The organism is Proteus sp. G2609 (genome assembly GCF_963896135.1).
Classification (GTDB): domain Bacteria; phylum Pseudomonadota; class Gammaproteobacteria; order Enterobacterales; family Enterobacteriaceae; genus Proteus; species Proteus mirabilis.
Window position 1 is genome coordinate 1 of the sequence record NZ_CAWQNB010000005.1, and the last position, 12,664, is coordinate 12,664.

The following is a 12,664-nucleotide window of genomic DNA, read 5'->3' on the forward strand; positions in this document are numbered from 1 at the left end:
AATTAACCTAATACTTTAGCAACAACACCCGCACCTACTGTACGGCCACCTTCACGGATTGCGAAGCGTAAACCTTCGTCCATTGCGATTGGGTGGATCAGTTCAACGATCATGTTCACGTTGTCGCCTGGCATTACCATTTCTACGCCTTCTGGTAATTCGATAGTACCAGTTACGTCAGTTGTACGGAAGTAGAACTGTGGACGGTAGCCTTTGAAGAATGGTGTGTGACGACCACCTTCATCTTTGCTCAGAATATAAACTTCTGATTCAAATTTGTTGTGTGGGTTGATTGAGCCTGGTTTCGCCAGTACTTGTCCACGTTCGATTTCTTCACGTTTTGTACCACGCAGTAGAACACCTACGTTCTCACCTGCACGACCTTCGTCAAGTAATTTACGGAACATTTCAACGCCAGTACAAGTTGTTTTGGTGGTTTCTTTGATACCAACAATCTCAACTTCATCACCTACTTTGATGATACCACGCTCTACACGACCAGTAACTACTGTACCACGGCCTGAGATTGAGAATACATCTTCGATTGGTAACAGGAATGGTTTGTCAATTGCACGCTCTGGCTCTGGGATATAAGAATCCAGTGCTTCTGCTAATTCAACAATTTTTGCTTCCCACTCTGCTTCGCCTTCCAGTGCTTTCAGCGCTGAACCACGGATTACTGGAGTGTCATCACCTGGGAAATCGTATTGAGACAGAAGTTCACGAACTTCCATTTCAACTAATTCTAACAGCTCTTCATCATCTACCATGTCACATTTGTTCAGGAATACGATGATGTAAGGAACACCAACCTGACGACCTAACAGGATGTGCTCACGAGTTTGTGGCATTGGACCATCAGTTGCTGCTACTACCAGAATAGCTCCGTCCATTTGCGCAGCACCAGTGATCATGTTTTTAACATAGTCGGCGTGACCTGGGCAGTCTACGTGTGCGTAGTGGCGAGTTGGAGTATCGTATTCTACGTGTGAAGTAGAGATGGTGATACCACGCGCTTTTTCTTCTGGCGCATTATCGATTTGGTCGAATGCACGAGCAGCACCACCGTAAGTTTTAGCTAAAACTGTAGTGATTGCAGCAGTCAGAGTTGTTTTACCGTGGTCAACGTGGCCGATAGTACCAACGTTAACGTGCGGTTTTGAACGTTCAAATTTTTCTTTAGACACGACTATATTCCTTAATATCGCTCCCTCTCACAGAGGGAGCGTAAACTAAATTGAACTCGAAAGGATCTTATTTCGCTTTACGAGCTTCGATAATAGCCTGAGCGACGTTGCTAGGCGCTTCGTTGTACTTCAAGAACTCCATTGAGTATGAAGCACGACCCTGAGTTTGTGAACGCAGGTCAGTTGCATAACCGAACATTTCAGCCAGTGGTACTTGTGCACGAATGATCTTACCAGTAGGTAGATCGTCCATACCTTCAACCATACCACGACGACGGTTTAAGTCACCGATAACGTCGCCCATGTAATCTTCTGGCGTTTCAATCTCAACTTTCATGATTGGCTCTAACAGAATCGGTTTTGCTTTCATGAAACCTTCTTTAAAGGCCATAGATGCAGCAATTTTAAACGCGATCTCTGAGGAGTCAACATCATGGTAAGAACCGAAGTGCAGACGAGCTTTGATATCAACAACAGGATAACCGGCTAAAGGACCTGATTTCAGCTGTTCTTGGATACCTTTGTCAACAGCTGGGATGAATTCTTTAGGAATTACACCACCAACGATATCGTTGACAAACACATAGTTCTCTTCACCACCTGATGGTAATGGGCTAAGGTCAATAACAACATGACCATACTGACCACGACCACCAGATTGTTTAGCGTGTTTACCTTCAACGTCAGTAATTTCTTCGCGAATTGTTTCACGGTAAGCAACTTGTGGTTTACCTACGTTCGCTTCAACTTTAAACTCACGACGCATACGGTCAACTAACACGTCTAAGTGTAGCTCACCCATACCTGCGATGATAGTCTGTCCAGACTCTTCATCACTAGATACACGGAAAGATGGATCTTCTTGAGCCAGACGGTTCAGAGCGATACCCATTTTTTCTTGGTCAGCTTTAGTCTTAGGTTCGATAGCAACAGAGATTACTGGCTCTGGGAATTCCATACGTTCTAAGATGATTGGTGCATCAATTGCACACAGTGTATCACCTGTAGTAACGTCTTTCAGACCGATAGCAGCAGCGATGTCACCTGCACGAACTTCTTTAATTTCTTCACGTTTGTTAGCATGCATCTGAACGATACGGCCAAAACGTTCTTTTTTGTCTTTAACTGGGTTCAGAACTGTGTCACCAGAGTTTACAACACCGGAATAAACACGGAAGAACGTTAAGTTACCAACAAATGGGTCAGTTGCGATTTTAAATGCCAGTGCAGAGAATGGCTCTTCATCGCTTGAATGACGTTCTGCTGGAGTATCTTTACCATCTGGTAAAATACCTTTAATTGCAGGTACATCTGTTGGTGCTGGCAGATATTCAATAACTGCATCCAGCATCGCCTGAACACCTTTGTTCTTAAATGCAGAACCACAGGTAACCAGGATAATTTCGTTATCTAGAACGCGTTTACGCAGCGCAGATTTAATTTCTGCTTCTGACAGTTCTTCACCGCCCAGATATTTGTCCATCAGATCTTCTGATGCTTCAGCTGCAGATTCGATCAGGTTGTTGTGCCACTCTTCTGCTAGATCTTGTAAATCAGCAGGAATGTCTTCGTATTCGAAGGTGACGCCTTGATCTTCTTCATTCCAGCGAATCGCTTTCATTTTGATCAGGTCAACAACACCAGTGAAATCTTCTTCAGCGCCTACTGGGATTTGCAGTGGAACTGGGTTTGCAGCTAAACGTGTTTTGATTTGTTCAACTACACGTAAGAAGTTTGCACCCATACGGTCCATTTTGTTAACGAACGCGATACGTGGTACATGATATTTGTTAGCCTGGCGCCATACTGTTTCTGACTGAGGCTGAACACCACCAACTGCACAGTAAACCATAACCGCGCCATCAAGAACACGCATAGAACGTTCTACTTCGATAGTGAAGTCAACGTGTCCCGGGGTGTCGATGATGTTTACACGGTGAGGCTCAAACTGTTTAGCCATACCAGACCAGAATGCAGTAGTTGCAGCGGATGTGATAGTGATACCACGTTCCTGCTCTTGCTCCATCCAGTCCATTGTTGCTGAACCTTCGTGAGTTTCACCAATTTTATGGTTTACACCGGTATAAAACAGAATACGTTCACTTGTAGTGGTTTTACCGGCGTCGATGTGCGCACTAATACCGATATTACGATAGCGTGCTATGGGGGTTTGACGAGCCATTTTTTCCTCTCTCGTGGGCGTTCAATTCAGGTAAAGGACAGCATAGCTGTCCTGAAAAGAGTTGCGACTACTTCGCGGATTACCAGCGGTAGTGTGCGAACGCCTTGTTTGCATCTGCCATACGGTGAACGTCTTCACGTTTCTTAACAGCAGCGCCTTTGTTTTCAGCCGCATCAGATAATTCATTTGCCAGGCGAAGAGCCATGGATTTATCACCGCGTTTACGAGCAGCTTCAACAATCCAACGCATTGCTAATGCATTACGACGAACTGGGCGTACTTCAACTGGAACTTGGTAAGTTGAACCACCAACACGGCGGGATTTAACTTCCACAGTAGGACGTACGTTATCTAATGCGATTTCGAACGCTTCCAGTTCAGTTTTGCCTGAACGCTGAGCCAGGGTCTCTAGCGCATTATAAACAATAGATTCTGCAGTAGATTTTTTACCGTCTACCATCAGAATGTTAACAAATTTGGCCAGTAGTTCTGATCCGAACTTAGGATCTGGCAGAATTTTACGTTGACCAATTACACGACGACGTGGCATGGAAATACTCCGTTTAAAATTCAGGGTTGTCCAAAACTCGATGAGTTTATTTTGACATTAATTGTGAAAAAATGTTTGGCCTTACTTAACGGAGAACCATTAAGCCTTTGGCTTCTTCACACCGTACTTAGAGCGACCTTGTTTACGGTCTTTAACACCGGAACAGTCCAGCGCGCCGCGAACAGTGTGGTAACGCACACCTGGTAAGTCTTTAACACGACCACCACGGATAAGGATTACGGAGTGCTCCTGCAAGTTGTGGCCTTCACCACCGATGTAGGAAGAAACTTCGAAACCGTTAGTCAAACGAACACGGCATACTTTACGCAGTGCTGAGTTTGGTTTTTTAGGAGTGGTAGTATATACACGAGTACATACGCCACGTTTTTGCGGGCAAGCTTCCAGAGCTGGAACGTTGCTTTTAACAACTTTCGAGCTACGAGATTTGCGCACCAGCTGATTAATAGTTGCCATTTAAAAAAAGCTCCTGGTTTTTGCTTCGTAAACACGGATTTGAACTCTGTCTTGTCGACAAGACAAAACATGAGGACGCAGAATTTTATTGCTGACGAGCTCATGTGTCAAGAATTATACAGCAATTCTACGCGCCCCAGTGAATTTGTTGGGGGTGTTTTACCGTTAAATCGACAAAATCACCATAATTGATAAGTTTAATCTGATGAGAAACCTGATCTTTTAGGCCTCGCGCGAGAACATCATCAATTAATGCATAAACAGAAATTTGCTGAGCCAGACAATAAATTAATAAAGGATTATCTTCAAGAACGGCTAACACACCATCTTGGATTAATAAAACTTCATCATGCTTTGTCAATAAAGACAAAAATGCGTCCAAATCACTTTGGTAAATAGAGACGGAGTAAGTATACAACATAACCGTTCATCCTTCTTGACTAACTCATCATTAAAAACGTAATACCACATCATAGTGACTCAGTTTTTGAGCAATCTCTTGACCTGTTATAACCTTGGCATCAAGAATAAACATTGTTTGTGACGATAAACCACGATGAGCTAGATCTTCTTGTGATATATAGACGTTTGTCACATCATACAAGGGGAGGACTTTAAATGTAGCTGCATGATGACGAGAAAGAACGCCTTCAGGCTGTTGATTTTCCAGTAATTGGAACACTCCATCAGAAAGAAAAAAAACACCTATATTTTCGGTTAAGGCGGAAGTTGCTAATAGCGCATCTAAACCTTCACGCCCAGCACTATTACCATGAGGTGCCTGAGTAAAGATAAACGCCACAGAATTCATTTTCTTCATTAAAACTGCACCACACGATCACAAGTTAACATCGCTTGAGCGAGGGCTCCTAAGCCACTTAGCTCAAACTTTGTTGCCATATTGCTGCTCAGTAAGCCCTGCTCTTTAGCTTGTTGCTCATCAACAACACCACGCCGTAATGCTGCAGCAACACAAACCTGCAAAGGGATATTGTAGCGTGAGGCCAATGCTATCCAGGCTTTTGGCAAGTCAAATTCATCACTTGCGGGTGAGACCAATTGATTAGCATTGGACACACCTTCACGATAAAAAAATACTTGTGCGATGTGATGACCTTTTTCAAGCAACGCTTTAGCAAATAAATAAGCACTAGAAGCTTGTTCCGTACCATAATGTGGCCCAGTCACCAGCAAGCAATATGTCAGATTCATCGTATTACTCTACTCTCCATTTTTAAATTGGCGAATATAGAGATACACAGTATGTTTAGAAATATTCAGTCTATCAGCAACTTGATTTATCGCGTCTTTGATATCAAAGATCCCTTTCTCATAAAGATTTAACACTACTTGTTTATTTTTCGCATTATTAGCCACTTCACGATCGTTATTCACTTCTTCAATCGTAAACTCAAGTGTTTGTGCCACGAGATCATCGACAGAAGAAGCAAAATTCACATCAGAAGCCACTTCATGCGTTTCTTCAGGAATAAAGGTTTTAATAATCTCAGAGAATGGGACATCAAGGTTCATATTAATACATAATAAACCAATAACACGGCGCTCACGATTACGAATAGCGATCGTAATTGATTTCATCAAAGCGCCACTTTTTGCACGGGTAAAATAAGCTTTTGAAAAACTTGAATCTTCATCTGTAATATCATGCAACATTTGTAATGCTAAATCGGTAATAGGTGAACCAATCTTACGGCCTGTATGTTCCCCATTCGCAATTTTAACCGCTGAACATTTCAAATCTTCCAGAGAGTGCAATACGATTTCGCAGTGATGACCAATTAACATGGCTAAACCATCTACTGCAGCCTCATATGACTTTAAAATTTCGTGATCAGTTTGAGTAAAAGGTCGGCTATCTAATTTTTCAAACTCGTTGCTGTCACCATAGAATAACGGGCTAGACATTTGATTATATAATCCTTAAAGGCTTTAATTATGATAATGACTTGAGGTCTTATTATTTATAATGATTCATCTTCATGAATCAATTCAATATTAAAATTTAAATATAAAGTCCTGTACGATCTTGACGTTAAATCGTCAAGGGATCTACGTCAAGAGTCTTAGAATAAGAGCTTTGTCATAGGTCACAGCTTTACTTTATTTTCTTTCTATTTTTACATTACTCACGCATTTCTCTTGATAAAATTACCCTATTTCGGGGATCAAGAAAAAGATCAATGAAGCTAAGCACACCAGTTATATTTAAATATTATGCTATTTTAAGAAGTTGTTAACCCTATTAATATGCTAATTATCTAAAAATTTTAACAAATATCATAAAATATCGATCCGCTGGTGAAACCGACTATATCTACATTTTCTCTCGCTTATTTTATGCAAAAGTTGCTAGAGAAACAGTTTACCTTTAGCACTGTTATGCACTTCTATAATTTATCTGGCTAGAATATATTCATTACTATATGTATGTAGAGAGATTATTACTATTGATTCTCCTATCAGAATGACATAACCGTTATCTCGACATTACTGCTGTTTCTACACACTTTTACAGGTTTACTTATGTTTTTAGGTCAATATTGGGCAAAGTTTGCCCCTACTACGCTTTTTGTTCTACTTTGGAGTAGTGGTGCTATTTTTTCTCGTTGGGGTTTAGATAATGGCAGTTCATTTGCCATTTTGACTTGGCGTTTTGTTATTGCATTACTGTTTCTTACCCTACTTTGTCTCCAACGTCGCCAATTTCTTCCCCCTAAAGGAAGCCGTTTAAAAACAGCATGGGTTGGATTGCTCATTATCGGTGGTTACTCTATTTGTTACTTGTTAGCGCTCGCTAACAGTATTACACCAGGGATGCTCGCCACTATTATGGGTATTCAGCCGATCCTCACTTTATGGATCATTGAACGACACTTTACTGCAAGTCGGTTATTAGGACTATTTATTGCTTTGATAGGATTAGTATTAGTGGTCGCGCAGAGTTTATTTAATACTTCACTCTCATTAACAGGAATGATTTATGCACTCATTGCACTCCTCTGTATGAGCTTTGGCGCAATTTCCCAAAAGAAATTACAATTAGCGCCCATGGAGGCATTGCCGATACAATATGTGGTTAGTTTAACGCTATGCTTATTATTTATTCCATTTCAACCTATGCAGCAATCTTGGGATATTGGTTTTATTGTTCCCGTACTTTGGCTGGCAATTATTATTTCTGTCGTGGCACAATTACTACTCTACCGACTGTTAACTACAGGTAATCTGGTTAATGTGACTAGCTTATTCTATTTGGTACCGGGTGTAACTGCGTTAATGGATTATATCTTCTTAGGCAATAAAATGTCTTGGCTTAGTTTAGTGGGGATGGGTGCCATTATTATTGGCCTTATTTTTGTATTTAAAAAGTCTAACTCGATGATTGTTGAAGAAAAAATAAAATAAACAAACAAAAATGCTGGAATAGTACTCCAGCATTTTTTCATTAAGCAACTGATTATTTGTCGCTTTCAACACTCAGCAATTCAACTTCAAAGACTAATGTTGAGTTAGCTGGAATGCCACTCGTTGCACGTTGACCGTAACCTAATTCAGGTGGAATAACTAACTTAATTTTTCCGCCTTCTTTAATGTATTTCATACCTTCAGTCCAACCTGGGATAACACTTTTCAGGCTAATAGTTAAAGGCTCTTTACGATCATAAGAACTATCAAATTGTTTACCGTCAATCAGCATACCTTTATAGTTCACAGTAACGCGATCGGCATCTGTTGGTGTTTTACCTTTACCTGGATTTTCAACTAAATACAGTAGGCCTGATTTAGTTTTAACAACACCTTTTTCAGCCGCAAATTCTGTACGGAATTTATCACCAGCAGCTTTATTCTCTGCAGCTTCTTTTTCCATTTTCGCCGTTGCAACCGTACGTACTTGATCTTCAAAAGCTGCCAGCGTTAATTCAATTTCTGCATCTGATAATTTAGATTTATTATTAAAGGCATCTTGAACACCGGCTAATAATTGTTTTGAATCTAAATTAATACCGATATTTTTTTGTTCTGTTAATGCAGCTTCCATATAGCGACCCATTGACGCGCCTAAAGCATATGCATTCTGCTCATCCTGAGTTTTAAACGCGCTATTTAATGTTGGTACTTTAGCTGTCTCTTCTGCCAGTGCATGAGGTGCACTAAATGCAAATGCTAAACTTGTTGCCAACAACGTCGTTTTTAATAAAGATTTCATCCCGTTCTCCAGTTTATGTTAGTGAGTCACTACGCGTTGCAAACGATCATCTTAAATCTTAGCAAATACGTTTTGCATCACTTCTTTCTGTCGTTGCGGAGTAGATCTCATCCGCGGGTAACAATTTTATATGAATTAAAAATATTTGCCGACACCCACAACCGTTAATGTTAGGATTTTCGTCAGCACAGCGTGTTACCACATTAACAAAATAGTCTTTTAACTCAAACCAGATTTATGTCTTACTGTGTATATATCAGTAAATAATATTAAATTTTACTCAGTAATTCACTATATTAGTCATTATATGACATCACATAACAAGGAGAAAAAACCATGGACATTAAGGAAATAGAAGAGTTACTTATTCAATTAGAGAGTAAAATTGCTTTCCAAGATGCCACCATCGAAGAGTTAAATCAGGTGGTCACACAACAACAAATTGAAATTAGTCGTTTTAAAGAGGCCTTAAAAATCGTCACCGAACGGTTGAAGTCATCCCAATCGTCAATGCTCGCTCGCCCTGAAGATGAGACCCCTCCACCTCATTATTAACTTCAAGTGAGACTGCAGGCAAGAACAAAAAAGGAGCGTTATCACGCTCCTTTTTCAATGGTTTCACAAGATTAATGTTGGCAACCACAACCGCCATGACCGTGGCCGTGACCACCTTTTCCATGACCGCCACCACAACATCCACCTTCTTCACCGTGCTCGTGACCATGACCATGACCACCACCACAGCATCCGCCTTCTTCACCGTGGCCATGTCCGCCACAACACTCATGACCTTCATCTTCACCATGAACATGACCATGAGCTAATTCTTCTTCAGTGGCTTCACGGATAGCAACGATTTCTACATGAAACTTCAGGTTTTGACCCGCTAACATGTGGTTACCATCAACGATAACTTCGTCACCCTCAATACCGGTAATTTCTACTGGTACTGGGCCTTGATCTGTATCAGCTAAGAAGCGCATACCCACTTCTAACTCATCAACACCAACAAAAACATCTTTCGGTACACGTTGAACTAAGTTTTCATCGTATTGGCCATATGCGTCATCAGAAGCGACTTCAACGTCGAACTTCTCACCAACTTCACGACCCGTTAATGCATTTTCTAAACCACTGATTAAAGAACCACGGCCATGTAGATAGTCTAGCGGTGCACTCACCGGGGACTCATCAACTAAAACACCGTCTTCTGTTCTTACTTGATAAGCCAGACTAACTACCAAGTCGTTTGCTACTTTCATGACATCTCCTACATACCCGTGGGCAAAATTTTCCCGATTGTAACGAAAAATAAATCGTCTGTATCGGGTTATATCAAAAAAACCTACAATTATTGTGGTGTAAAGATCCCGATGACCTGTTCATTTTCACGCACAAGTGCACTAACCTCACCGTCTGTTTGCCTTTGCTGATGACCACATTGAGCGCATTCCACAATATCCACTTTATCTTCTCGCCACATTTTGAGTGTATCTTGGGCTTGACAGTGGGGACATACTGCGCCAGCAATAAAACGCTTACGGGTTGCAGACATGGGGTCAGTTCTCCTGTTTATCAATGGGTCTTTTTTCTCTATTTACTTGAGGGATAGCATCAGTTAACGATTCGTCCCAAATATCAGGCTGGTGGTGCTCTTGTCTCATCTCTTCATTAAACAGCTCTTCTAATTCACGACGAGCCTCTTTAACACGTGAAACATTCGAGACTTCTTCAGGTGATTCGTCCACCAACTTTCTTAATAACTGCATATCTAGACGACGAAAATGCTGTTGTGCACGATAGGCCTGATGTGGATGCATACCAAGTTCAATTAAAGTTTTACGTCCTAGCTCTAAAGCACTCGAGAAGGTTTCTCGACTAAACTCTGTCACCCCTGCTTTTAACAGCTCATGTGCTTCAACACGTCCTCTTGCTCTGGCAATAATTTGTAATTGAGGAAAATGGCGCTGACATAAATGGACAATTTCCATTGTCGCCTCAGGCTCATTACTGGTGATCACAATGGCTTTCGCGTGTTCAGCCCCCGCAGCACGTAATAAATTCAAGTCTGTCGCATCGCCATAATAAACTTTATAACCATATTTACGCATGGTACTTAAACTACCAACGTCATGCTCTAATACGGTCACATTGACTTTATTTGCCATAAGTAGGCGCCCGACTACCTGCCCCATACGACCAAAGCCCACCAGGATCACTTCTGGATGGTTATTTTCAACAAAAGGCTCTTCGTCTATCTTTGCATCATTATAACGGCGCGATAACACGGCGTCTGTCATTTGCATCACAAGTGGCGTAGTCATCATTGAAAGCGTTACGACAACCAAAAGTAATGCCATCTGTTCACTATTTAATACCCCCATCGCCATAGAGGTAGAAAAGACGACAAAAGCAAATTCACCGCCTTGGCTTAATACGGCTGAAAATTGCAAACGTGTCGAAAAGCGTAATCTCGCTAACCAAGCGATACCATAAAGTACCAACCCTTTAATCAAGACTAAAATAACAACGCCCAGTAACACTTGCGGTAAATAATGCCACAATATACCTATATCGAGGGACATGCCGACGGAGATAAAAAACAACCCTAGCAATAAGCCTTTAAAAGGTTCAATCGAGATTTCTAATTCATGACGATATTCAGAGTCAGCTAATAATACCCCTGCAATAAAAGTTCCCATCGCCATGGAAAAGCCAATCATTTCCATAAAGAGTGCTGATCCTAATACCACTAATAGCGCACCGGCGGTAAAAACTTCTCTCACACCCGATTTAACAATTAAGCGAAATAGTGGGCGCAATAAATAGCGGCCACAAATTAATAATGCAGCGAATGAGACTATTTTTAGGGCAATACGATACCAATCACTACTGGCTGTTTCGCCAGCAAGTAAAGGGATCACCGCAAGAATAGGAATAACGGCCATATCTTGAAAGAGTAAAACCGCAAAACCCAACTGCCCTCCTTCGTTATGATTCATTCCTTTTTCATTCATCAATTGTAAAGCCATCGCAGTTGATGACATGGCGATACCTAGGCCACCAATCAATGCCGCTTGCCACGAAAAAGAAGTTAAGAGTAAAAGTAGCCCTGTGATAATAGATGCAGTAAAGACAACCTGCATGGCGCCGACACCAAATATTGCTCGCCGTAACTCCCAAAGCTTAGCTGGATTTAACTCCAGCCCAATCAGGAACATTAAAAAAACAACCCCTAATTCAGAAAAGTGTAAGATGTAATCAACATCTTTAAATAATCCTAATCCCCAAGGGCCAATCGCAATACCAGCAATTAAATAGCCTAATACCGCACCAATTTTTAAGCGTTGTGCGATGGGGACCATAATCACGGCAGCACATAAGAAAAACAGCACGGCTTTTATCATCCAATTACCTTCCATCCGCGTGTTCCCCCTCTAACGGTGCTTGTAACCATTGGCGATAAGCATCACTAATATGCCCTAGTGTTGTTTTGGACTGTTGCCTTGCGGAGTAAATAATCATCGGCGATAACCAGCGCATACCACACATTTCCGCCATTAACTCGATAGGACGCAATAATTCAGATAGTGTGTAGTGATTTTTACCATTATGTTGATAAGCATGTTCAGGCTCACCAGTAGTCACCACACAACGGAATGTTTTTCCTTTAAGTTGAGCTCGTCCAACTTTATTAGCAAAAGGACGCGTGAGCACTCTATCTTGCCACTCTTTTAATAGCGCAGGACAACTATAAGTTTGTAATGGAAACTGAAATACAATGACTTGATGTTGACACAATAGTGCTTGCTCACGGTGAATATCGATAAAAAAATCAGGGTAAGTGGCATATAAATCATGAATTGTTATATTTTCCAGATCCCTCACCGCACGCAACAACGCTTTATTGGCGATAGATTGACGCGGCTCGGGATGGACATACACCAGTAAAACATTTGATGCGTTTGACATCATTCCTCCTTACAAAACGTGTCAGAAACCTTTTTTTCCGTTACCATGCACGCATTGTGACCAACTGTTAC

The 12,664-nt window shown here is 41.3% G+C and carries 15 protein-coding genes; 2 read left to right on the plus strand and 13 right to left on the minus strand.

The features are described from left to right. Positions 1-2 precede the first annotated feature (2 nt). From tuf to AACV01_RS02025, 8 genes are all read right to left on the minus strand, one after another. Positions 3-1,187 (minus strand): elongation factor Tu, encoded by a 1,185-nt coding sequence (tuf, locus tag AACV01_RS01990; protein WP_012368508.1) that lies wholly within the window; start codon positions 1,185-1,187, stop codon positions 3-5. 67 nt (positions 1,188-1,254) lie between these two features. Next, complete coding sequence (gene fusA / locus AACV01_RS01995; protein WP_012368509.1) at positions 1,255-3,369, minus strand: elongation factor G; 2,115 nt, start codon at positions 3,367-3,369, stop codon at positions 1,255-1,257. A 79-nt stretch (positions 3,370-3,448) separates the two neighbouring features. Then, the gene (rpsG, locus tag AACV01_RS02000; protein ID WP_004246897.1) at positions 3,449-3,919 is read right to left on the minus strand and encodes a 30S ribosomal protein S7; all 471 of its coding nucleotides are present in this window, start codon (positions 3,917-3,919) and stop codon (positions 3,449-3,451) included. 99 nt (positions 3,920-4,018) lie between these two features. Further along, positions 4,019-4,393, minus strand: a complete 375-nt coding sequence (gene rpsL / locus AACV01_RS02005; protein ID WP_004246896.1) for a 30S ribosomal protein S12 — start codon at positions 4,391-4,393, stop codon at positions 4,019-4,021. Between the two features lie 127 nt (positions 4,394-4,520). Then, positions 4,521-4,814 carry a sulfurtransferase complex subunit TusB gene (tusB, locus tag AACV01_RS02010; protein WP_004246894.1) on the minus strand — a complete coding sequence of 98 codons (294 nt, stop codon included), beginning with the start codon at positions 4,812-4,814 and terminating at the stop codon, positions 4,521-4,523. Between the two features lie 30 nt (positions 4,815-4,844). Continuing rightward, on the minus strand, positions 4,845-5,213 hold the full coding sequence (gene tusC, locus AACV01_RS02015; RefSeq protein WP_004250083.1) for a sulfurtransferase complex subunit TusC: 369 nt from the start codon (positions 5,211-5,213) through the stop codon (positions 4,845-4,847). Beyond that, positions 5,213-5,605, minus strand: coding sequence for a sulfurtransferase complex subunit TusD (gene tusD / locus AACV01_RS02020; RefSeq protein WP_004246892.1), 393 nt, complete (start codon positions 5,603-5,605; stop codon positions 5,213-5,215). Before tusD ends, tusC begins: the two co-directional genes overlap by 1 nt. A 9-nt stretch (positions 5,606-5,614) precedes the next feature. Further along, a complete protein-coding gene (locus tag AACV01_RS02025) occupies positions 5,615-6,319 on the minus strand; it encodes a helix-turn-helix transcriptional regulator (protein ID WP_004246891.1) in 705 nt (234 codons plus the stop codon). A 618-nt stretch (positions 6,320-6,937) separates the two neighbouring features. Between AACV01_RS02025 and AACV01_RS02030 the strand changes: the two genes are divergently transcribed. After that, positions 6,938-7,819 carry a DMT family transporter gene (locus AACV01_RS02030; protein WP_161682341.1) on the plus strand — a complete coding sequence of 294 codons (882 nt, stop codon included), beginning with the start codon at positions 6,938-6,940 and terminating at the stop codon, positions 7,817-7,819. A gap of 52 nt (positions 7,820-7,871) precedes the next feature. Here the strand turns inward: AACV01_RS02030 and fkpA are convergent, their stop codons facing one another. Beyond that, on the minus strand, positions 7,872-8,621 hold the full coding sequence (gene fkpA, locus AACV01_RS02035; RefSeq protein ID WP_004246889.1) for an FKBP-type peptidyl-prolyl cis-trans isomerase: 750 nt from the start codon (positions 8,619-8,621) through the stop codon (positions 7,872-7,874). A 336-nt stretch (positions 8,622-8,957) separates the two neighbouring features. On the opposite strand from fkpA, the gene AACV01_RS02040 reads away from it, so the two are divergent. After that, on the plus strand, positions 8,958-9,176 hold the full coding sequence (locus AACV01_RS02040; protein WP_004246888.1) for a SlyX family protein: 219 nt from the start codon (positions 8,958-8,960) through the stop codon (positions 9,174-9,176). A 71-nt stretch (positions 9,177-9,247) separates the two neighbouring features. On the opposite strand, the gene slyD is transcribed toward AACV01_RS02040, so the two are convergent. From slyD to kefG, 4 genes are all read right to left on the minus strand, one after another. After that, positions 9,248-9,883: a peptidylprolyl isomerase gene (gene slyD / locus AACV01_RS02045; protein ID WP_020946361.1), complete on the minus strand. Its 636-nt coding sequence runs from the start codon at positions 9,881-9,883 to the stop codon at positions 9,248-9,250. Between the two features lie 89 nt (positions 9,884-9,972). Further along, entirely contained in the window at positions 9,973-10,176 is a 204-nt protein-coding gene (locus tag AACV01_RS02050) for a YheV family putative zinc ribbon protein (RefSeq protein ID WP_004246886.1), read from the minus strand. A gap of 4 nt (positions 10,177-10,180) precedes the next feature. After that, positions 10,181-12,043, minus strand: coding sequence for a glutathione-regulated potassium-efflux system protein KefB (gene kefB / locus AACV01_RS02055; RefSeq protein WP_004249119.1), 1,863 nt, complete (start codon positions 12,041-12,043; stop codon positions 10,181-10,183). Continuing rightward, positions 12,033-12,593 carry a glutathione-regulated potassium-efflux system ancillary protein KefG gene (gene kefG, locus AACV01_RS02060; RefSeq protein ID WP_004246884.1) on the minus strand — a complete coding sequence of 187 codons (561 nt, stop codon included), beginning with the start codon at positions 12,591-12,593 and terminating at the stop codon, positions 12,033-12,035. Before kefG ends, kefB begins: the two co-directional genes overlap by 11 nt. Positions 12,594-12,664 lie beyond the last annotated feature (71 nt).

What these genes read in the sequence shown, in the direction of transcription:
- fusA (WP_012368509.1), bottom strand. Translation starts at nt 3,369, where the DNA reads ATGGCTCGTCAAACCCCCATAGCACGCTATCGTAATATCGGTATTAGT.
- rpsG (WP_004246897.1), bottom strand. Translation starts at nt 3,919, where the DNA reads ATGCCACGTCGTCGTGTAATTGGTCAACGTAAAATTCTGCCAGATCCT.
- rpsL (WP_004246896.1), bottom strand. Translation starts at nt 4,393, where the DNA reads ATGGCAACTATTAATCAGCTGGTGCGCAAATCTCGTAGCTCGAAAGTT.
- tusB (WP_004246894.1), bottom strand. Translation starts at nt 4,814, where the DNA reads ATGTTGTATACTTACTCCGTCTCTATTTACCAAAGTGATTTGGACGCA.
- tusC (WP_004250083.1), bottom strand. Translation starts at nt 5,213, where the DNA reads ATGAAGAAAATGAATTCTGTGGCGTTTATCTTTACTCAGGCACCTCAT.
- tusD (WP_004246892.1), bottom strand. Translation starts at nt 5,605, where the DNA reads ATGAATCTGACATATTGCTTGCTGGTGACTGGGCCACATTATGGTACG.
- AACV01_RS02025 (WP_004246891.1), bottom strand. Translation starts at nt 6,319, where the DNA reads ATGTCTAGCCCGTTATTCTATGGTGACAGCAACGAGTTTGAAAAATTA.
- AACV01_RS02030 (WP_161682341.1), top strand. Translation starts at nt 6,938, where the DNA reads ATGTTTTTAGGTCAATATTGGGCAAAGTTTGCCCCTACTACGCTTTTT.
- fkpA (WP_004246889.1), bottom strand. Translation starts at nt 8,621, where the DNA reads ATGAAATCTTTATTAAAAACGACGTTGTTGGCAACAAGTTTAGCATTT.
- AACV01_RS02040 (WP_004246888.1), top strand. Translation starts at nt 8,958, where the DNA reads ATGGACATTAAGGAAATAGAAGAGTTACTTATTCAATTAGAGAGTAAA.
- slyD (WP_020946361.1), bottom strand. Translation starts at nt 9,883, where the DNA reads ATGAAAGTAGCAAACGACTTGGTAGTTAGTCTGGCTTATCAAGTAAGA.
- AACV01_RS02050 (WP_004246886.1), bottom strand. Translation starts at nt 10,176, where the DNA reads ATGTCTGCAACCCGTAAGCGTTTTATTGCTGGCGCAGTATGTCCCCAC.
- kefB (WP_004249119.1), bottom strand. Translation starts at nt 12,043, where the DNA reads ATGGAAGGTAATTGGATGATAAAAGCCGTGCTGTTTTTCTTATGTGCT.
- kefG (WP_004246884.1), bottom strand. Translation starts at nt 12,593, where the DNA reads ATGTCAAACGCATCAAATGTTTTACTGGTGTATGTCCATCCCGAGCCG.